Genomic DNA, 19,837 nt, shown 5'->3' on the forward strand with positions numbered 1-19,837 from the left:
CTATCGTGGGAACCGGATGCGTCGATTCTTGGATGTCCGGCCCCTTTGCGTCCAACTAATAAAACCCCGCCCCAGCCATAAGAAAACTTTATCCCCCGAGCTGATGACATGAACCTGAAGTTTCTAGAGACCTTCGTCTGGGTTGCCCGCCTCAAGAGTTTTCGCCTGACGGCAGACAAGCTTTTCACCACCCAGGCGTCGATTTCCAGCCGCATCGCAGTGCTCGAGGGCGAGCTTGGAGTGAAGCTGTTTCTGCGCGATTCCCGGGGCGTGAGCCTGACCCCCGAAGGCTTGAAAGTGCTCGATTATGCCGAGCGGATGCTGGACACCATGCAGGCGCTCAAACAGTCGATCGAGACCCGTTCGAGCAAGGCCGGACGGGTACGCATCGGCGTCATGGACACGGTGATCCACACCTGGCTCAGCCCTTTGGTGGCGCAGATGACCGACCACTACCCGCTGGTGGAAATCGAGCTGGTGGCCGATACCTCGCTCAACCTCTGCGATCAGCTGCAAAAAGGCTTTCTCGATGTGATCCTGCAAACCGATCTGTTGCGCCAGGAAAGCGTGCGCAGCCTGGAGCTGGCCAGCCACCCCATGGGCTGGATCGCCGCCAGCAATTCCCTGTACAACCGCGAGTACTCAGGCATCGCCGACCTGGCCGGTGAGCGCATCATCACCTACTCGAAAAACTCCCATCCGCATCAGGAAGTGCTCGCCCTGATGCAGGCCAACGGCGTCATGGCGCCGCGATTGAACTGCGTCAATTCGGTGTCGGCGATTACCCGGTTGTTGCGTGACGGTTTCGGCATTGGCGCATTGCCACCGGTGCTGGTCGCCGAGGAGCTGGCACGGGGGGAATTGTCCTTGCTGGACATCGACCAGCGACCGCCGGACCTGCAAGTGGTGGTGTCGTGGCGAGTGGGTGTGGAGTGGGTCGAGGAGATTGTGGCGTTGTGTCAGCAGGTGCTTGAAGACTATGCGCAGAAGATGGGTGACGCTTACGTCACCTTGAGCAAACCTGCGGCCAGCTGAAAGCTAAAGATCGCAGCCTCGTTGCACTCGACAGCTCCTACAGGGGATCGCGTTTTCTGTAGGAGCTGTCGAGTGCAACGAGGCTGCGATCTGTTGATCTTTTTACAACCCGCGCAAATCCCGCTCTTCGATCGGCCGGCTCTGGCGCAGGCGCTTGCCGCCCAGCACCACCCAGTCGATCAGGCGGAACAGGCACTCCAGGCCGAACGACAGCAGCAACGCACCGCTCATGCCCCAGATCATCGCCTCGGGTGTCAGCAGAATTTGGTAGCTGTAGCCGTTCCAGGTCTCCTTGCGAATATCCGGGTCGGCGGCCAGGACCACTTGCAGGACACGGATGTACCAAGGTCCCTGCATCGCCTGGAACTGCTTGTCCAGCGCCACCTGGCGGGTCAGCAGATTGCTCAGGCTGTCGGCATCGCTGCGAAAGATCGGGTCGTCGCTGGCGCGGTAATGGGCGACCAGGGCCTGCATGTCACCCTTGAAGAACTGATTGGCCGTGCCCTGAAAACCGCTCAAGCCGGTTTGCGCCTCGATCAGGTGCGCTTCGACCCGCTTGGCGTAATCGCTGATGAACCCCGGCACCTGGACACCGATCAACAGGCCCGCCGCAAACAACACCAGCCGTAGATAACTGAGCAACATGGGAGATCCTTATTCGGTCCGGCCCTGGCTGACGCATTCGCCGCGTCGCCACAGGCTCCATTGACCCGGTTCGTAGCGAGTCCAGGTTTCGTTTTCGGTCAGGGGTTCGGTGGCGATCACCGTGACCACGTCGTTGGGCGTGGTTTCGGCCTGAAAGTCGACAATCACGTCGACATCCTTCAAGCGTGCCGGGCCGAATGGAGCGCGGCGCGTGATCTGCGCCAGCTTGGTCGAGCAATAGCAGAACAGCCAGTCACCGTCACTGAGCAGGCAGTTGAACACGCCTTTACTGCGGTATTCGGCGCAGGCCGCCACCAGGTCCGGCAGCAATTGTTCGACCTCGACCGGCTCGGGGAACGCTGCACGCACGCGGTTGAGCAAGTCGCAGAATGCCGCTTCGCTGTCGGTATCGCCAACGGGGCGGTAGAAACTGGCGGCCGGCTGGAAGTCCGCCAGTTGGCCGTTATGGGCGAAACACCAGTTGCGCCCCCACAGCTCACGGACGAACGGATGGGTGTTGGACAGGCAGACCTTGCCGACGTTGGCCTGGCGGATATGCCCGATCACCACTTCGCTCTTGATCGGATAACGCTGTACCAGATTGGCGACTTCCGACTCGCAGCTCGCGGCCGGGTCCTGGAACAGGCGCAGCCCGCGGCCTTCGTAGAAGGCGATGCCCCAACCATCGCGGTGCGGGCCTGTGCGGCCACCGCGCTGCATCAGCCCGGTGAAGCTGAACACGATATCGGTCGGGACATTGGCGCTCATGCCCAATAACTCACACATGCTCGGATTCTCGATGAAGGCAGGGCAAGGTTACAAACGCGGTTCGACTCGCATACGCTGGGGATTGGCCGGCACAGGCGCACGACCGTAACGATCGTCGCCGGCACCGCCGAACGGTTGATCATTTTCCCGGTCTTCGGCGCGGGCGGCGGCGTTGGCGGCCGCTGCCTGTTCCTTGCGGGCATTGGCAGCACGCTCGATCGGAAAGCGGATCGCGACAAACACCAGGTAGATTGCGAACGCGATCATGCCGTACATGAACAGATCGGAAATCGCCCGCCAAGCGTTGTTGCCGACCTTGAACAACAGATCAAGGGCAGTGATGGCAATCGATGGAGCGACCTTGGCCTTGACCGGGTCGATGATGGTCGGGCTGAACAGCAGCACGGCGACCAGCAAACGCAACGGCTCACGCAGCCAACGCCACATCCAGCGGGTGATGCGCATCCACACCAACAGGCAGCCTATGGCGGCGAAGGCGTAGAGGCCCCAGGCAATCAGATAGTCGTTCTCGGTCATGGTGTCCATGGCAAGGCAGGCAAAGAGGCGCTTATGATAACGGCTTTTCGCCCTTCAGGCTGCCCAAATCCAGCCAGCAACGTGCCTCACCCTGTGGGAGCGGGCTTGCTCGCGAAAGCGGTGTGTCAGAAAACATAGTCTCGACTGACACCCCCTCTTCGCGAGCAAGCCCGCTCCCACAGGGGGTGATGCCCTTATTTCGTATACTGTCCGAGAGTCCACCATGCCCCTATCCGCCACCCTTTGCGACGCTCCGATTGCCCACAAGACTGAAGGCTCCGATCCCTACGCCTGGCTGCAGGAGCGCGACACCGATGCCGTGCTCGACTACCTCAAGGCCGAAAACGCCTATCAGGAAGCACAAACCGCCGACCAGGCCGCATTGCGCGAGACCCTGTTCGAAGAGATCAAGGGCCGGATTCTCGAAACCGACCTGTCCCTGCCCTCGCCTTGGGGGCCGTACCTGTATTACACGCGCACCACCGCGGGCGACGAATACGCCCGGCACTACCGCTGCCCGCGCCCGGCAGATGACAGCCTGACCCTCGACGAAAGCCGGGAACAGCTGTTGCTCGACCCGAACGCACTGGCCAATGGCGGTTTCTTTTCCCTTGGGGCGTTCAGCATCAGTCCCGATCACCAGCGCCTGGCCTACAGCATCGACTCCAGCGGCGAGGAGATCTACACGCTGTTCGTGAAGGAGTTGTCCGACGGGCGTGTCAGCGAACTGGAGTTCCAGGACTGCGACGGCAGCATGACCTGGGCCAATGACAGCCTGACCCTGTTTTTCGGCGAACTGGACGACACCCATCGCCCGCACAAGCTGTACCGCTATCGCCTCGATGGCACTGCGGCCGAAGAAGTGTTCCATGAACCCGATGGCCGTTTCTTCATGCATTGCTATCGCTCCAGCTCCGAGCAGCAATTGCTGCTGTCCGTGGGCAGCAAGACCACCAGTGAAGTCTGGGTGCTCGACGCCTCCCAGCCCCAGCAAGCCTTTACCTGCATTGCACCGAGGGTCGAAGATCACGAATACGACGTCGACCACGGTACGCTCGACGGTCAATGGACCTGGTTCATCCGCACAAACCGCGATGGCATCAACTTCGCCTTGTACACAGCCATTGATAACGGCGGCGCGCCGAGCGAGTCCGACTGGCAGAACCTGATCACGCACAGCAATACGGTGATGATCGATGGCGTCAGCCTCAATGCCGGCGCCATGACCCTGAGCCTGCGCATCGGCGGCCTGCCGATCATCGAGGTTCACCCCGAGGGTCTGCCGAGCTACCGCGTGCAACTGCCCGACGCTGCCTACAGCCTGCACGTGCAGAACAGCCTGGAGTTCCTCAGCGAGCGCATCCGCCTGCGCTATGAGGCATTGAACCGTCCGGCGCAGATCCGCCAGCTCGACCTGGTGACGGGCGAGCAGCAAGTCCTCAAGCAAACGCCGGTGCTCGGTCCGTTCGATGCCGACGCCTACGTCAGCCAGCGCCTGTGGGCGACCGCGCCGGACGGTACGCAAGTGCCGATCAGTCTGGTGATCAAGCGTGAGAACCTCGGCAAACCGGTACCGCTGTACCTCTATGGCTACGGCGCTTACGGCGAAAGCCTCGACCCGTGGTTTTCCCACGCGCGCCTGAGCCTGCTCGATCGCGGCATGGCCTTTGCCATTGCCCATGTGCGTGGCGGCGGCGAGCTGGGGGAAGCCTGGTATCGCGCCGGCAAGCAGGAGCACAAGCACAACACTTTCAGCGACTTCATCGCCTGCGCCGAACACTTGATTGCCGAGGGCTTCACCTCCTCTGCACAATTGGCGATCAGCGGCGGCAGCGCCGGTGGCCTGCTGATCGGTGCGGTACTCAACCAGCGCCCGGAGTTGTTCGCTGCCGCTATCGCCGAAGTGCCGTTCGTTGATGTGCTCAACACCATGCTCGATCCGGACCTGCCACTGACCGTGACCGAATACGACGAGTGGGGCAATCCCGAGGAGCCGGATGTCTATGAGCGGATCAAGGCCTATGCCCCGTACGAAAACGTCACCGCTCAGGACTATCCCGCGACCCTGGTGATCGCCGGCTACAACGACAGCCGTGTGCAGTACTGGGAAGCGGCCAAGTGGGTGGCGAAGCTGCGCGCGAACAAAACCGACGACAATCCACTGCTGCTCAAGACCGAACTGGGCGCCGGTCATGGCGGGATGAGCGGTCGATATCAGGGATTACGTGACGTAGCGCTCGAATATGGGTTTTTGTTCAAGGTTTTGGGCATTGCCTGAGGAACCTGGCCCGACGAAACGGTCTTAATTCCAGACGCCTCGGGCCGATACAACACCTAACCCCCTGTGGGCGCCTTTGTGGTGAGGGGGCTTGCCCCCGTTGGGCTGCGAAGCAGCCCCAAACCCGGTGTCCTGAATTCATTCTGATAGATCGGCTGTGCTATGCGACCGCTACGCGGTCGAACGGGGGCAAGCCCCCTCGCCACAAAGCTCGTTCGTACATTAGGGGATTGCGGTGTATTCATAATCCAGCCAGTAAAAGACACTACAAAAAGACCGCAAAGACATGTCAGAACCGACCTTGCTTAACAACGAAATCCGCGACTGGCTGATGGATTGCGGCCTGTTCAACCAGCTGCTGCCAGCGGACTTTGCCGCCGCCTCAGGCTACTTCAGCATCAGTGCCATCCCCCAGGGCGAAGAAATTTTCCAGGAAGGCGATGCCGGCAGCTTCATGTGCATCATCCACACCGGCCAGGTGGCGGTGCAGAAAACCACCGCCGACGGCCAACGGGTAACCATCGCCACTTTGCGCAGCGGTCGCTCGTTCGGTGAAATGGCTGTGCTCGACGGCGAGCGGCGCTCGGCCAGTTGCGTGGCGGCGAGCAACTGTCAGTTGCTTAACCTGGGTAAGGACTCACTGGAAAAAATGCTCAACGACGCGCCGAAAATCGCCGCGAAGATCATCCGTGCCCTCGCCGTTTCCCTCTCCAGGCGCCTGCGCATGGCCGACGGGCAACTGCTTTCACAGCAGGTTTAACCGCCCGGCGACTTGGCTTTCGGTGGTTGCGGTGTAAGCCCTGGCAGCGGCTGGTCTTTGCTCGGCGGGCTGGGCATCTCCATCGGCACCAACGGCGGACCGCTGCTGCCTGGGCCAACCCTGGGCAACGGTGCGGGGCTGATCTGCGGATATGGTGTAGGCGTCGCAGTGCCGGGAGCACCGAGCGTCGACGCGGGGCTGACAGGAATGGTTTGCAGCTGTTGGGCCTGCGCTGCAGTTATCGAGAGCGCGGCCAGGGCAATGACCGTTAGAATGGTGCGCTTCATCAATGGCTCCGTTGGCCTTGTCGTCATAAACAGGCTACTCCCAACTGCGTCGGTTTGCCCTCCTGAGTTCTGCCAATTTTCTTCAAGTGAGCCCCATGAAACGTTTTGTTCTGCTCGACACCACCCCTATTCCTGAAAACGGCGGCGCCCTGTGCCTGTTCGAGTACGGCGAGGATTTCGTCATCAAGATCCAGGGCGGTGACGGCGGGCAATTAATGAACACCCGTATGCACGGCTCCGAAGACGCCCTGGCCGAGATTCCTTGCCGCAAAGTCGCTGGCCGACCGAATTCACGGGTGCTCATCGGCGGACTGGGCATGGGCTTCACCCTCGCCTCCGCGCTCAAGCACCTGGGCAAGAGCGCCGAAGTGGTGGTGGCCGAGCTGGTGCCAGGCGTGGTCGAGTGGAACCGCGGTCCCTTGGGCGAAAAGGCCGGCAAGCCGCTGCTCGACCCACGCACGGTAATTCGCATGGAAGACGTCGCCAAGGTACTGCAAGCCGAGCCACAGGGTTTTGATGCGATCATGCTCGATGTCGACAACGGCCCTGAAGGACTGACCCAGAAGGCCAACAGCTGGTTGTACTCCGCAGGAGGCCTGGCGGCCTGCGCCAAAGCCTTGCGGCCCAAGGGCGTGCTGGCCGTGTGGTCGGCCAGCGCCGATCGGCAATTTTCCGACAAGCTGAAAAAAGCTGGCTTCAAGGCCGAGGAAGTCCAGGTCTTCGCCCATGGCAACAAAGGCACCCGTCACACCATCTGGATTGCCGAGAAGCTCAAGGGCTAGGCTAAACTTCACCCTATAACCGTCATTAGTCTTTCTACAAAGGTGAACCCATGAGTTCGTCCACCCCGACCAACACTTCGAAGCTGGATCGCATCCTTGCCGACAACCAGCGCGACAAGGAAATGGGCTACCGCGATAAAGCCCTGAAGATGTACCCGCACGTGTGCGGCCGCTGCGCCCGAGAGTTTTCCGGCAAGCGCCTGAGCGAACTGACCGTGCACCACCGCGACCACAACCACGACAACAACCCGCAGGACGGCTCGAACTGGGAATTGTTGTGCCTGTATTGCCACGATAACGAGCACTCTCGATATACCGACCAGCAGTACTTCGGCGAAGGCTCGCTGAGCACACCAAAAATCGCCAAGGCGACGCACAATCCGTTTGCGGCTTTGGCCGGTTTGATGAAAAAGGAAGACTGAAGATTTTTAGCGCCTGAACCGGCCCCTTCGCGAGCAAGCCCGCTCCCACAGTGGATTGGAGGTGAGCACTCAATTTATGTGCGCTTCAGGTCCAGTGTGGGAGCGGGCTTGCTCGCGAAGGCGATTGCGCAGACACCACTAATCTGCGAACAGACCACTGCCACCCATTCCCCGTATAATCGCGCTTTTTTCCTGAAAGGCGCTTCGCTCGTGGCAGACAAACGGTACAGCTGCATCGGTTTGTACAACCCAAAATCACCGGAGAACGTCGGTTCGGTGATGCGCGCCGCTGGCTGTTATGGCGTGGCGTCGGTGTTCTATACCGGCAAGCGCTATGAACGCGCCGCTGACTTCGTCACCGATACCAAGCGAGTCCACTACGACATTCCGCTGATCGGCATCGACGACCTGAAGAAAATCCTGCCCTTGGGCTGCGTGCCCGTTGCCGTTGAACTTGTCGACGGCGCCCGGGCGCTGCCTGAATACACTCACCCGGATCGCGCGCTGTACATCTTCGGCCCCGAGGACGGTTCGCTGGATCAAGAGATTCGCGACTGGTGCGAAGACGTGGTGTACATCCCGACCACCGGCTGCATGAACCTGGCGGCCACCGTCAACGTCGTGCTCTATGACCGCATGGCCAAGGGTCTCAATACCCGATCCGGGCCGAAATTCCGCTGAAGTGCCGCACATCCGATGGAACAAGCTGGCCGTTTCGGCAGTCAGCTTAACTATCCATTACTGAAGCAACCCTTCCTGCCTGGAGTCAGATCATGAGCGAACTCAAGCGCGTCGAGCGTATCGAATCCACACCTTTGCAGAGCCCATCCGAGCAAAACGTGCAGGGCTGGGAGCGCATCGGTTCCCTGGCGGGCGGCGTTGTGATGGTCGGTAAAGGCCTGCGCCGCGGCGGTATTTTCGGTTTGATCCAGGTGGCCATTGGCGGCGTCGCCCTGGCCCGTGGCATCACTGGCCACAGCTCGGCGAAAAGCCTGCTGGAAAAAAGCCGTCAGGACATGAACAACGTGCGGGCGAAAATCCAGCGGGCCGGGGAAGAGTTGAGCCAGTTGAAGGCCAATGCCGAGGCGGCGACCAAAACGGCGACTGTCACGGGCAATGATTCGCTGCAATCGCCGAAAGCCGGGGTCTGATCCAAGCGTTCTGGTAAGGCTGATGGCCTCATCGCCGGCAAGCCAGCTTCCACTTGTGGGAGCTGGCTCGCCAGCGATAGCCGAGTTACTGAAGCAACTCGGTATCCAGTACCTTCGACGAATCCCCGATCACACTCTCGCTGAGCTGCACAAACGCCTTGGTATCAACGTTCTCCAGGCGCATCACCCCACGCAGCACATCATCGAGCGAACGCTTGTTGTGGGTTTTCAGGCGAATCTCGCGATCCAGCTCCTGCAATAACACCACCGCCCTGGCCACCTGCGCCGGGCTCGCCGATTCAACGCGCAAGGTCGTGACCTTCTGGCCTGTCTTGATCAGCTTGGCGTGCAGACTTTCGTACCGCTCATCGCTCATGCCGCCGGCCCGCCGCACAAGTTCGATGGCGTAATACTCGGCAAGACCTTCGCTGATCCAGTCACTGCGCTGCGTGTCGTTGATTCTCCCGCACAGCTGAGCCAGTTCACGCACCAGGACGCTGGTGCCGCTTTCGCTGACCAGCGGCAGACGGCTGTTGAGGTAGATCGACTCATGTGCCGCCTGGCTGCCGCGCCACATGGGATCGCTGGCGCCGACAATCAGCAGTTTGGTCGGGTGTCGGGAATAAACCGCCTGTACCTGGGGCCAGACGAAGGTCAGCATGGTCAGCACATCCATGCGGCGCATGCCCTGCCCCTGGGGAGAGGCGACGGTGACTTCGGTCTCCCCAAGCCGCGTGCGCCGACTGCCGAGGTGGCCGGCGAGCATCCAGCCCGTGGGCCGGTCGAACAGGCGGGAGGGGTTATCGATGCGGAATTTGTTCGTGCCGATGCGCGGCCAGGCGGTTTCGACGCTTTTCCAGCCACTGGGCAGTTCAAACTCAAGGCGCGCCACCAATTCGACGCCATCCTGCTGATCGAGTCGGGCGGGCGGCACCAGGTCGTCACCGCGCATCAAGGCCCAGGTCGGGGTCATACGGCTATCGAAGCTGCCATTCTTGCGCCCGTGGCTGATGCGCACGCGATAGGTCAGGCTGGCCTTGTCGGCGCCTGGTTGCCAAACGCCCCGTGCTTGGCTGCCCGGCGTCAGCTGCCATTGGCCATCGGCCTTGAAATCACTGTAATGGCTGCCGTCACCAAGGTCGAAATCCAGACTGCGCACTGCCGAACCCTGGGCCAGGGTAAGGCGCACTTCGGCCTGATCGCTCTGCGGCAGCAAGCGCACGTGATAATCCAGATCGACCTTGTTCGCCGCCCACACGGGCGAACCCAGGGTCAGAAATCCACAAGCCAACGCCAGCCGCCATTCCACAGCCATACACACTCCTTCGTGAAACGCTAAAACCCCGGGCGATCAGCCCGCCCGGAAAATCAGGTGATCTTCCCAATCATCTTCCGGCACGCTGCCTTCGGCCAGCATGCGCCCGGACTGGGAGATGCGCTCGTGGTGCACGGCATCGCGATCACCGCACACCAGGTGATGCCACAGCGGCAGGTCCTTGCCTTCGCTGACCAGGCGATAGCCACAGGTCGGTGGCAGCCACTTGAACTCGTCGGCCTTGCCCGGCGTGAGCTGGATGCAGTCCGGCACGAAGTCACGACGATTAGGGTAGTCAGTGCACTGACAGGTTTTCAGGTCCAGCAGTTTGCAGGCGATGCGCGTGTAATAGACGCTGTTGTCGTCTTCATCTTCAAGCTTTTGCAGGCAGCACAGGCCGCAGCCGTCGCACAGCGATTCCCATTCCTCTTGATCGAGTTGATCGAGGGTTTTGCGTATCCAGAACGGTTCGACTTTGGCGGCCATGGCTCGAGCATCAACATCAGGTGGTGAAAAGGCCGCCAGTCTAGTGCCCCCGGCCCGTTGGGCCAAGCATTGGCGACTGTCGGTACATCGCACTTGTCAGTTATTGCGCCGCCAAGTAGCTTTGCCAATCGCAAGGAGCCATACCCGCGTGCCATAAACGCTCGACCGCGTTGCATTGCAGTAGTCTGCCAGGCTCTCGACAAACCTCATCGCCCAGCTCAACTGCGCCCGCAGGTTTCAGACAACTCTCTTTCAAACGTAGCAAGGAATCTCTTGATGAGTGCCAACCCACGCGTTGCCGAATACGCCATTCACCCGCAGTTCACTGATCGCTGGTCCCCTCGCGCCTTCACCGGCGAAGCCATTCCCGTCGAGACCCTGCTGAGCTTCTTCGAAGCCGCACGCTGGGCGCCATCGGCGTACAACTCGCAGCCTTGGCGCTTTCTTTACGCCCGTCGCGATACACCGAACTGGGAGCGTTACCTGGGTTTGCTGAACGAGTTCAACCGCAGTTGGGCGCAACACGCCTCGGCCTTGGTGATTGTGATCTCGAAGACCACCTTCGCCGCACCCGGTGCCACCGAAGAAACCCCGGCCTTGTGGCATACCTTCGACACAGGCTCGGCCTGGGGCCACCTGGCGCTGCAAGCGAGCATCAGCGGCTGGCACACCCATGGCATGGCCGGCTTCGACCAGGAACTGACCCGCAAGGAGCTGAACATTCCTGAAGGCTACGCCCTGCACGCCGCCGTTGCGGTCGGCAAGCTGGGTGACAAGGCAAGCCTGGCGGACTACCTGCAGGCCCGCGAAGCGCCAAGCCCGCGGCGGCCGCTGAACGAGCTGGCGGCCGAGGGTGATTTCACCCTCTAACTCCCACAGCATCCCCTCCTGTGGGAGCGGGCTTGCTCGCGAAGGTGGTGAACCAGTCGACATTTATGCTGGCTGACACACCGCCTTCGCGAGCAAGCCCGCTCCCGCAGTCGATTGGGGTGATTTTAATACCCGCGATCGAAATCCACTTCCCCGCGCATCCCTTCGCCCGCCTGATACGCCCGCAGGTTCTCGACAAACAGCTGTACCATCATCGCAGGTGAAGTCGGTGCCGAGCTGTGGCCGGTCAGCAGCAACCCCCAGGCAGTCCAGAATGGGTGTCGTTGCGGCAACGGCTCCTGGCGGCACACGTCGATTATCGCGCCAGCCAGATGCCCTTCTTTCAAGGCCTCGACCAGGTCCGCATCGACCACGGCGACACCGCGTCCGACGTTGATAAACAGCCCGGTCGGCTTGAATTGCCTGAACAGCGCGGCATCGTAAATATCGTGGGTGTCCGGGGTATTGGGGAGCAGATTGACCACATAGTCCGCGTCGCCGACCAGTCGCGGCAGATCCGCCAGTGCACCAACTTCAATAAAGGGGGCCTGCTCACGAGCGCTGCTAGCGATGCCGTACAGTTCAACGCCAAACGGCACGAGGAACTGCGCCACACGCTGGCCGATATCACCGGTGCCCACAATCAGCACCTTGCGCCCCGCCAGACTACGGCTTGCGCGATTGTCCCACTTGCGCTCGACCTGGCTGACCAGTCGCGCCAGCACTTCGCGTTCATGACCGAGCATGTAGGTCAGTACATATTCGGCCATGACCTGACCGAAAATCCCCACTGCGCGGGTCAGCCGATAGTGGCGAGGCAAACCGTCGGCCAGCAGCGGAGTGATGCCTGCCCAGGTCGATTGCAGCCATTGGGGCTGGTGGCCCTGACGCAACAGCGTGGCCAGCAGATCAGGTTGACCAAGCCAGACCGGGCAATCGGCGGCCTGACTGGCCAGTTCGGCGGAATCACCGCTGGTCAGCACCTTCAGATCCGGCGCAGCCTCGCGCAACAACCGGGCGTAGACGGGGTGGTCGTGTTCGGCAATCAGAACGCGCATGCTTCAAACCTTTCAAAAACAGTGCAGATGGCCGCCGACAACGCTTCACAACGTCGTCACGGCCACCGCGAAAATCCTTCCAGTGTTTCATAAAGGCTCTGAACAGAACCTGTCTGGGTTTTACATCGGGTCGTTGCGGCGCAGCAGTTCTTCCGGCAAGTGCTCGATATATTCATCCTCGGCCGGAGGCATCTGCAGGTGATAACCCTGTTTTTCAAGGTTCTCCAGCACGACGGCAATGTCTTCGCGCGACAGTTTGCGCTCGGGCGTCAGCACCAGGTCAAAAGCATGGATGGCTTTGCCGAAGGCGGCCATCAAAGTCTCCGGCACGCGCTCCAGAGCATCGCTCTTGAGCACATACAGGTACATTTCGTTTCTCTTCGAGCTGCGGTAGATGGAGCAAATACGTTTCAAGGCTGTTCTCCGGCGGTGGCCAGGCTGTCGAGCAGCGCCTGGCCCATCAATTCGCGGCGCCAGCCACGCAGCGAATCAGGCAATTGGTAGGGACCATTGGGGAAACCGCTCTTGAGCAGCGCTTCCAGGGTTTTCTTGCGCAGCATCAGTTCCGGCGCGATGTTCAGGCGCTCGGCCTCGGCCTGGCCGATGGCTTTGAGTTGCTTGAGCAATACGGCAGCGTCCACCGGCAACGGCTCCGGTACGGCTGGCGGCCATTGATCAGGCGACACACTGCCAGAGCGCTTGATCAGATCAAGCAGAAACTCGCCGTCCTGACGCACGGTACGCGGGTGCATGTCTTCGATTTTCGCCAAGGCACCGAGGTTGTCCGGCTGCGTGCGCGCCAGTGGCCACAGTGAGTGTTCACGAATAATACGATTGCGTGGCAAATCACGGGCCCGGGCTTGCTGCTCGCGCCAGGCGCAGAGTTCACGCAGTACGGCGAGCTGGGCGCGGGACAGTTTCCAGGCCAGCTTGGCGTCGCGATAGACCTCGTATGGGTCGGTTTCGCGGCGCAGGTTAGCCACCAGCTCGGCACCGTCCTCGAGCACCCAGGCGTATTTGTCATCGGAAAGCTTCGGACGAAGCTGTACGAAAACTTCCGCCAGGTGCAAGGCATCTTCGGCGGCGTAGCTGATCTGGGTGTCGGACAACGGCCGCTGCAGCCAGTCGGAACGGGTTTCACCCTTGGGCAGGTCGATGCCGAGCACTTCCTGCACCAGTCGCGAATAGCCCATGGAGAAACCCAGGTTCAGGTACGCGGCGGCCAGTTGTGTATCGAACAACGGGGCCGGCAGGCTGCCGGTCAGGCGCAACAGAACCTCGAGATCCTCGCTGCAGGCGTGCACCACTTTGACCACCGCCGGGTTTTCCAGCAGCGCGGCCAGAGGTTGCCAGTTGTCGATGGTCAGCGGGTCGATCAGGTAAGCGCGAACGCCATCGCCAATCTGCAGCAGGCCGGCGATGGGGTAGAACGTGTCGACCCGCATGAATTCGGTATCGAGGGCAACGAATGGCAGCTGCTGCCACTCGGTACAAAACCGACCAAGGCTATCGTTGTCGCGAATCCAGTGAATATCGATGGCCACACGGCTCTCCCTTGAAGAATGGCGCGCAGTATATATCGCCCCCGGCGATTTCCGCGCATCCACTGAACAAGAGCGTTAGCGAAAATTCGTGCCTGATACCAAGAATAGTCCGACAAATCGACGCTAGCTGGCCTTGCCCAGTACGTAAACGCGCATCCGCGCGCAACCGGGCAGGAAATCCTGTTGGTTGAGCAAACGGAAACCCGCCTGCCGGAATTCGTTTTCCACTTCGGCCTTACCCGGTAACGACCGGGTCGCGACACCCTCCCCGTCGCAATGTTGTCCCTGGAAGCGACCATCAAGGTAGACCGCCACAATCACTGTATCGCGGCTGACCCGATGGAACTCGCCAAGCATCGCCAGACGAAGTTCGCGGGTGGTGAGGTGTTGAAACACTTGCATGCAAAAAATGCAGTCAACCGCATTCTCCGACAAGCCGATGGCGAAAGCTGAGCTTTGAAAGGTCTTGACCCGTTTGAACAGACTCTGTGGATGGTGGGTGCGCGCATGATCGAGAATGTCCTGGGACGGATCAGTCGCAAGAATCACTCGATTGGCGTGCCCGGCCAGTACCGGCCAGTATCGCCCGACTCCACAGGCCACATCGAGGATCAGACCGGGTTCACCAGCGACCTTGAGCGCATTACGTACCAGCCGCTCCTCGCGCCAGTACCGCAGACGCTCGACCAAGCCTGGCGTGTGCGGCTGCAGGCAGACGCGCGCGTGCTCCTGATCGTAACGCCGGGCAATTTCAAGCTCGAAGGCGGATGGGGGCTGGAAGGACATGTGCAATGGCTCTTGGAGAAGGATTACAGGCCGCTGGTCGGCGGCCGTCGCGTGAGACAGGGTCGAAGCAATCAATCCTTGGCCAACACGCCATCGGTCACCGCGCCGCGACATCCGGCAAACATATCCAGACCCTGGTTATAAACCTTGCTGTCGACCTCCAGCAGGCCGAGCATCGAATGAAACAGGTTGTCCTGACTCAATGGCATTTCCCGGCTCAGTTGCAGGCAATGAGTGTCTACCGAGAACGACTTCTGATAGCTGTCGGAGAACCAGGCCAGCATCGCCACATGCTTTTGCTGGTCTGGCGCCAGCATGTAAGGCGTGCCATGGAGAAACAGGTTGTATTCACCCAGGGACTCGCCGTGGTCCGACAGATAAAGCATGGCGGTATCGACCTTGTCCTGGTTCTTGCGCAACAAGTCGATCAGGGTCGACAACACATGGTCGGTATACACCAGGGTGTTGTCGTAGCCATTGACGATACTTTCGCGACTGCAGTTGTTCAGCGCGTTACTTTCACAGACCGGGGTAAAGTGTTCGAACTCTTTCGGGTAGCGCTTGAAGTACTCCGGACCGTGGCTGCCCATCTGGTGCAGGACCAACACCGTGTCCTTATCCAGCGTATCGATAAAGTGCTGCAAACCCTGCAGGAGGATTTCGTCGCGACATTCACTGTTGGCGCACAGCACCGGGTCTTTCAGGTTGCTGACGTCGTCGAGGGTGACGCGATCGCAGGTACCCTTGCAGCCTGACTGGTTGTCACGCCAGATCACGTCGAGGCCGGCGCGCTTGAGTACATCCAGCAGGCCTTCTTCATTTTTGGCCTTGCTTGCGTCGTAATTCTTGCGCCCCATATTGGAGAACATGCAGGGCACCGACACTGCTGTTTCAGTGCCGCAGGACTTCACATCGGTAAAGGCAATCAGGCCAGCTTCCTTATCCAGTTTCGGCGTGGTATCGCGGTTATAGCCGAGGACGCCAAAGTTCTCCGCCCGGGCACTTTCACCGACCACCAGTACCGTCAAGGACTTGCGACCATGGGTTCGCCAGGCAGGATCGCGGCGGGCGTCTTCACCGACTTTGACAAAAGGCTGGCGTGCTGATACGACCTGCTCGCTCAAGTAACCGGCGGAGGCACCGATGTAGTTGCTCGGAACTACCATCAAGTGCAGTTCATGGTGATTGCGAAACAGTGAAGAAAGGCCTTGATAGTTAACCAGCGCGACACCACCAATGACCGCCGCCGAGGCAAACATCACGAGTGCCTTGCTTAATAACTCACGATGCCAGCGGCGATAATTTATCGGCGTTTTCCACAACAACCAGGTTGGCAACACGCCGAGAAAAACAATATAAGCAAGTAACTTGATCGACAGTAAGTCGCGCACTTCCGTGGCATTGGTTTGAGCGAAGTTGCGCAACATGCCAACGTCGATCAAGACGCCGTATTGGCCCATGAAATAAGCAACGCCCGCACTGATCATGAACAGCAGGCTCAGCACCGGTTTCAGCACCGGGCGTAAAGCCAGCAAGGTTAGGAAAATATTGAAGGCGGCGAAGATCATCACCCCGAATGCCACCCGCATGGCAATGCCTTTGCCGTCAGACGCGGTGATTTCGAACAGGTGCTGCCACAGCACAAAATTGAAGCCAAATAACAAAAATGCGCTGGCAATCAGTGTCACCCACTCGGGGCGCACGGCTTTGATCTTAAACATGAGGTTCGGCTATTCCTGAAGATAAGTGCCTTCGGCAAATGTGAAAAATTCATTTACCGTGACAGTACTCATGCTAGAAAGCCGACCATCAATTTTTTGTGAAAAAGAAGCCAACGATTAGTTGGCTCTTAATAGGATTCTAAGATTTACGCTATTTGAGAATAATTAACTTTCACTCAGGCCTGATGCAAATACCACCGCCAATCCTGTTCCCCGACCTCCCCCATGAACTGGCGATACTCGGCGCGTTTCACGGCCAGATACACACCAAGGAATTCACTGCCGAACGCATCCTTTGCCCAACTCGACGCTTCCAGTGAACGCAGCGTGGTCAGCCAGTCGGTCGGCAACAGCTTGCTGGCCTGGGCGTAGCCATTGCCCTCGACCGGCGCACCAGGATCAAGTTGCTCACGGATACCCCGATGAATCCCGGCCAGAATCGCCGCCGCCGCCAGATACGGGTTGGCGTCGGCGCCACAGATGCGGTGTTCGATATGTCGGGAGAACGCCGGACCACCGGGCACGCGCAAGCTGACGGTGCGGTTGTCCACACCCCAGGTGGCTGCCAGCGGCGCATAGCTGTTGGTCTGGAACCGGCGGTAGGAATTGGCGTTGGGGCAGAACAGCAGCAGGGAATCGAGCAAGGTAGCGAGCATGCCACCCACCGCCTGCCTGAGCAGGGGTGTGCCGTCCGCGGCTTCGCTGGCGAACAGATTGTTCCCCTCCTCGTCCGCCAGACTGACGTGCATGTGCATGCCGGTGCCGGCCAGATCATCAAACGGCTTGGCCATGAAGCAGGCCGTCATGCCGTGCTTGTGGGCGACGCCCTTGACCAGGCGTTTGTAACGCACCGCTTCATCCATCGCCTGCAATGCATCGGTGCGGTGCTCCAGGGTGATTTCCACTTGTCCCGGTGCGTACTCGGAAATCGCCGTGCGCGCGGGAATCCCCTGGAGTTTGCAGGCGTTGTAGAGGTCGGCCAGAAACGGTTCTATCTGCTCCAGCTCACGCAAGCCGTAGACCTGCGTCCCGCGCGGGCGACCGCCGTCGACATCCCGCGCCGGTTGCGGCCGGCCATGACTGTCGCGTTGCTGATCGAGCAGGTAAAACTCCAGTTCGGCGGCCATGACCGGGTAATAGCCATCGGCGTGCAGGCCTTCAATGACTTTCGCCAGCAAGTGCCGGGGATCGGCGATGGTCGCCGGCATGCCTTCAGTGGGGTGCATGCTGACCTGCACCGCCGCTGTTGGAATCAGACGCCACGGCATGCGCGTCAGACTGCCGCTGATCGGGTAAGCCCGGCAATCGATATCACCGACATCCCAGACCAGCCCGGAATTTTCCACATCATCGCCGTTGATGGTCAGGCCCAGGATGGTGCTCGGCAGTGGCCGACCACTTTCATACACCGCCAGCAATTCATCCCGATGCAGCAACTTGCCCCGGGGCACACCGTTGTTGTCGAGGATGAACAACTCGAACATCTCGATATCCGGGTTCTGGTCCAGGAACGTCAGGGCTTCTTGCTTCGTGGCGAAGGAGGTCGTGGCACAACTCATGGGCATTCTCATTTTTCCGCGTCAGGCAAACGCGCAGGCGCTGCCGCTTTGATCCGGCGCGCAGCGCGGGACCTGTAAGAAGATCAACGGGAAATGCAGAAATCCGGCGGGCGCGCATGGCGACAGTGCCATAACGCCCAGAAGGCCAATTCAGAAGGGAGTGCAGAGAGACTGGGGGCGGTGGCGCACGTGAATCGACGACCAAGGCTCGACGCTCGAACGCCGTTGCATGCCTTGTAGTGGATTGTGACTGGCCAACCGTCCATAGAGCGAACCGAGTAAACAGATGAGCAGCAGCGTCACACGGCGGCTTGAGGGGTTAAATCGGGATTTGAAGAACTTTGGTTGTGAAACGACTAAACATCTCCCGTACATCCCGGGCTTTTTGTGGGAGCGAACCTGCTCGTTCCCACAGTATTTTGTGTCGTTTAGCGCAACGCCAAACAGGCAACCACCTGAAATTCAGCCGTTGATAGCCGCCTTGCTGTAGGAGTCCCGATCAATATCAAGAATCTCCACACACAACTGAACCTCCACCCCGGCCGGCCACTCACACAAATCCTGCACCACCGCCAGCAGGCTTTCAGACAGCTGTTTCTTGATCTGTGCCGAGCGGCCGCTCAACAACGCCAGCTTCACATGCACGAATGCCCGCTCGGCCAATGCCGTTCCGACCTTGAATGCCTCAACCTTGACGGCGCGGCTCTTGATGTCGAATTCAGCAGCAAACTGGCCGGACCCCACCAGCGTATTGTTCAGCCGCATCAACGCCACATCGGCATTCAGCGCAGGCAGGTTGGCGGTGTATTCCATGTGCAGGTGAGGCATGAGGTAGCTCCTTAAGGGGTCCGAAGGTCGTACGTATAACACGGCAACACGCTGTTCACTCGGGCGGCGGCAACACGTCACGCTCGCTCATGAAGGCTTCCAGGCGCGAACGCAACCAGCGCTCGGCGGGATCGGTATCGACATGACTGAGCCAGACCATGGACAGGTCCAGGGTTGGTGTCTCGAAAGGAAAGGGTTCATTGAACAACAACCCTGATGCTGCCATCGCCTCGGCAGTGTAGTCCGGCAGGCTGGCAATCAGGTCAGTCCCGGCGAGCAAGGCCGGCAACGCGCTGTACTGCGGCACCGAAAGCACCACCTGACGGCTGCGACCTATCTCTGCCAGCCACTCATCGGCATAACCGCTGACATTGGCGGTGTGCGACACCAGCACATGCGGGCGCGAACAATATTCATCGAGGGTCAGCGGCGCATCAGAGGCATCGGCGCGCAGAATGCTCGGCTGGATATGGCGCAGCAACTTGCGCTTGGCATTGGCCGGCAAACCGCGTGTCTGACTAATACCCACGGTGATATCGCCGGACGCCAGCAGATCGGGAATCCGCCAGTAATCGACGTGCTGCACGACAAACACCACCTTCGGCGCTTCCTGGCGCAGGGCCCGCACCAACGGCGGCAACAGGCCAAACTCGACGTCGTCGGACAGCCCGATGCGAAAGGTCATGGTGCTGCTGGCCGGATCGAAGTCATGGGTCAGGCTCAAGGCCACCGACAACGAATCCAGTGCCGGCGACAGGTGCCTGATGATTTCCTCGGCCCGCGCCGTCGGCTCCATGCGATGGCCGACTCGAATGAACAACGGATCATTGAACATCGCACGCAAGCGATTGAGCGCAGAACTGATGGTCGGCTGACCGAGGAACAACTTCTCCGCCACCCGCGTGACGTTGCGTTCGAGCATCAAGGTCTCGAACACCACCATCAGGTTGATATCGGCCTTGCGTAGTTCGTTGCGATTCATTCCCTGCCCTCGATCCTTAGCTG

General features: G+C 60.0%; 22 protein-coding genes. 8 read left to right on the forward strand and 14 right to left on the reverse strand.

The window, feature by feature from the left end; translation table 11 throughout:
- Window positions 1-108 precede the first annotated feature (108 nt).
- Window positions 109-1,035 (forward strand): LysR family transcriptional regulator, encoded by a 927-nt coding sequence (locus tag AC07OG_RS15990; RefSeq protein WP_495067451.1) that lies wholly within the window; start codon window positions 109-111, stop codon window positions 1,033-1,035.
- A gap of 102 nt (window positions 1,036-1,137) precedes the next feature.
- Here the strand turns inward: AC07OG_RS15990 and AC07OG_RS15995 are convergent, their stop codons facing one another.
- Genes AC07OG_RS15995 through AC07OG_RS16005 form a run of 3 tightly spaced genes read right to left on the reverse strand, consistent with a single transcriptional unit; the run spans window position 1,138 to window position 2,994 of the window.
- On the reverse strand, window positions 1,138-1,680 hold the full coding sequence (locus AC07OG_RS15995) for a DUF2937 family protein (protein ID WP_495067452.1): 543 nt from the start codon (window positions 1,678-1,680) through the stop codon (window positions 1,138-1,140).
- 9 nt (window positions 1,681-1,689) lie between these two features.
- The gene (locus AC07OG_RS16000; RefSeq protein ID WP_060541277.1) at window positions 1,690-2,466 is read right to left on the reverse strand and encodes a class II glutamine amidotransferase; all 777 of its coding nucleotides are present in this window, start codon (window positions 2,464-2,466) and stop codon (window positions 1,690-1,692) included.
- A 30-nt stretch (window positions 2,467-2,496) separates the two neighbouring features.
- On the reverse strand, window positions 2,497-2,994 hold the full coding sequence (locus AC07OG_RS16005) for a hypothetical protein (protein WP_060541276.1): 498 nt from the start codon (window positions 2,992-2,994) through the stop codon (window positions 2,497-2,499).
- A 214-nt stretch (window positions 2,995-3,208) separates the two neighbouring features.
- Between AC07OG_RS16005 and AC07OG_RS16010 the strand changes: the two genes are divergently transcribed.
- Together AC07OG_RS16010 and AC07OG_RS16015 are read left to right on the forward strand one after the other, a co-directional pair.
- A complete protein-coding gene (locus AC07OG_RS16010; protein WP_495067453.1) occupies window positions 3,209-5,263 on the forward strand; it encodes a S9 family peptidase in 2,055 nt (684 codons plus the stop codon).
- A 286-nt stretch (window positions 5,264-5,549) separates the two neighbouring features.
- Window positions 5,550-6,023 (forward strand): cyclic nucleotide-binding domain-containing protein, encoded by a 474-nt coding sequence (locus AC07OG_RS16015; RefSeq protein ID WP_495067454.1) that lies wholly within the window; start codon window positions 5,550-5,552, stop codon window positions 6,021-6,023.
- On the opposite strand, the gene AC07OG_RS16020 is transcribed toward AC07OG_RS16015, so the two are convergent.
- On the reverse strand, window positions 6,020-6,310 hold the full coding sequence (locus AC07OG_RS16020; protein ID WP_060541273.1) for a hypothetical protein: 291 nt from the start codon (window positions 6,308-6,310) through the stop codon (window positions 6,020-6,022). The two genes, AC07OG_RS16015 and AC07OG_RS16020, sit on opposite strands and share 4 nt — an antisense overlap.
- Before the next feature lie 95 nt (window positions 6,311-6,405).
- Between AC07OG_RS16020 and AC07OG_RS16025 the strand changes: the two genes are divergently transcribed.
- The 4 genes from AC07OG_RS16025 to AC07OG_RS16040 all read left to right on the forward strand — a co-directional run bounded on the left by AC07OG_RS16025 (window position 6,406) and on the right by AC07OG_RS16040 (window position 8,665).
- Entirely contained in the window at window positions 6,406-7,092 is a 687-nt protein-coding gene (locus AC07OG_RS16025) for a spermidine synthase (protein WP_095171697.1), read from the forward strand.
- A gap of 50 nt (window positions 7,093-7,142) precedes the next feature.
- Window positions 7,143-7,514, forward strand: coding sequence for a YajD family HNH nuclease (locus AC07OG_RS16030; RefSeq protein WP_007944009.1), 372 nt, complete (start codon window positions 7,143-7,145; stop codon window positions 7,512-7,514).
- Window positions 7,515-7,724: 210 nt separating this feature from the next.
- A complete protein-coding gene (locus AC07OG_RS16035; protein ID WP_060541271.1) occupies window positions 7,725-8,195 on the forward strand; it encodes an RNA methyltransferase in 471 nt (156 codons plus the stop codon).
- 92 nt (window positions 8,196-8,287) lie between these two features.
- Complete coding sequence (locus AC07OG_RS16040) at window positions 8,288-8,665, forward strand: YgaP family membrane protein (RefSeq protein WP_495067455.1); 378 nt, start codon at window positions 8,288-8,290, stop codon at window positions 8,663-8,665.
- 85 nt (window positions 8,666-8,750) lie between these two features.
- On the opposite strand, the gene AC07OG_RS16045 is transcribed toward AC07OG_RS16040, so the two are convergent.
- Window positions 8,751-9,980: a hypothetical protein gene (locus tag AC07OG_RS16045; protein ID WP_495067456.1), complete on the reverse strand. Its 1,230-nt coding sequence runs from the start codon at window positions 9,978-9,980 to the stop codon at window positions 8,751-8,753.
- A gap of 36 nt (window positions 9,981-10,016) precedes the next feature.
- Window positions 10,017-10,466: a YcgN family cysteine cluster protein gene (locus tag AC07OG_RS16050; protein WP_007944020.1), complete on the reverse strand. Its 450-nt coding sequence runs from the start codon at window positions 10,464-10,466 to the stop codon at window positions 10,017-10,019.
- Window positions 10,467-10,742: 276 nt separating this feature from the next.
- Between AC07OG_RS16050 and AC07OG_RS16055 the strand changes: the two genes are divergently transcribed.
- The gene (locus AC07OG_RS16055; protein ID WP_495067457.1) at window positions 10,743-11,336 is read left to right on the forward strand and encodes a nitroreductase family protein; all 594 of its coding nucleotides are present in this window, start codon (window positions 10,743-10,745) and stop codon (window positions 11,334-11,336) included.
- A 125-nt stretch (window positions 11,337-11,461) separates the two neighbouring features.
- On the opposite strand, the gene AC07OG_RS16060 is transcribed toward AC07OG_RS16055, so the two are convergent.
- The 8 genes from AC07OG_RS16060 to AC07OG_RS16095 form a co-directional block, all read right to left on the reverse strand.
- On the reverse strand, window positions 11,462-12,394 hold the full coding sequence (locus AC07OG_RS16060) for a D-2-hydroxyacid dehydrogenase (protein ID WP_495067458.1): 933 nt from the start codon (window positions 12,392-12,394) through the stop codon (window positions 11,462-11,464).
- 120 nt (window positions 12,395-12,514) lie between these two features.
- Window positions 12,515-12,808, reverse strand: coding sequence for a YcgL domain-containing protein (locus tag AC07OG_RS16065; RefSeq protein WP_060541266.1), 294 nt, complete (start codon window positions 12,806-12,808; stop codon window positions 12,515-12,517).
- The gene (rnd, locus tag AC07OG_RS16070; RefSeq protein WP_495067459.1) at window positions 12,805-13,938 is read right to left on the reverse strand and encodes a ribonuclease D; all 1,134 of its coding nucleotides are present in this window, start codon (window positions 13,936-13,938) and stop codon (window positions 12,805-12,807) included. Before rnd ends, AC07OG_RS16065 begins: the two co-directional genes overlap by 4 nt.
- Before the next feature lie 123 nt (window positions 13,939-14,061).
- Window positions 14,062-14,724 (reverse strand): class I SAM-dependent methyltransferase, encoded by a 663-nt coding sequence (locus AC07OG_RS16075; protein WP_495067460.1) that lies wholly within the window; start codon window positions 14,722-14,724, stop codon window positions 14,062-14,064.
- A gap of 71 nt (window positions 14,725-14,795) precedes the next feature.
- Window positions 14,796-16,445, reverse strand: coding sequence for a phosphoethanolamine transferase (locus AC07OG_RS16080; RefSeq protein ID WP_495067461.1), 1,650 nt, complete (start codon window positions 16,443-16,445; stop codon window positions 14,796-14,798).
- A gap of 176 nt (window positions 16,446-16,621) precedes the next feature.
- A complete protein-coding gene (locus AC07OG_RS16085) occupies window positions 16,622-18,004 on the reverse strand; it encodes a glutamine synthetase family protein (protein WP_495067462.1) in 1,383 nt (460 codons plus the stop codon).
- 462 nt (window positions 18,005-18,466) lie between these two features.
- The gene (locus AC07OG_RS16090) at window positions 18,467-18,832 is read right to left on the reverse strand and encodes a 5-carboxymethyl-2-hydroxymuconate Delta-isomerase (RefSeq protein ID WP_060541261.1); all 366 of its coding nucleotides are present in this window, start codon (window positions 18,830-18,832) and stop codon (window positions 18,467-18,469) included.
- Between the two features lie 55 nt (window positions 18,833-18,887).
- Window positions 18,888-19,814 carry a LysR family transcriptional regulator gene (locus AC07OG_RS16095; protein ID WP_495067463.1) on the reverse strand — a complete coding sequence of 309 codons (927 nt, stop codon included), beginning with the start codon at window positions 19,812-19,814 and terminating at the stop codon, window positions 18,888-18,890.
- Window positions 19,815-19,837: the final 23 nt, after the last annotated feature.

This window comes from Pseudomonas sp. GW821-FHT09H03, from assembly GCF_059415945.1.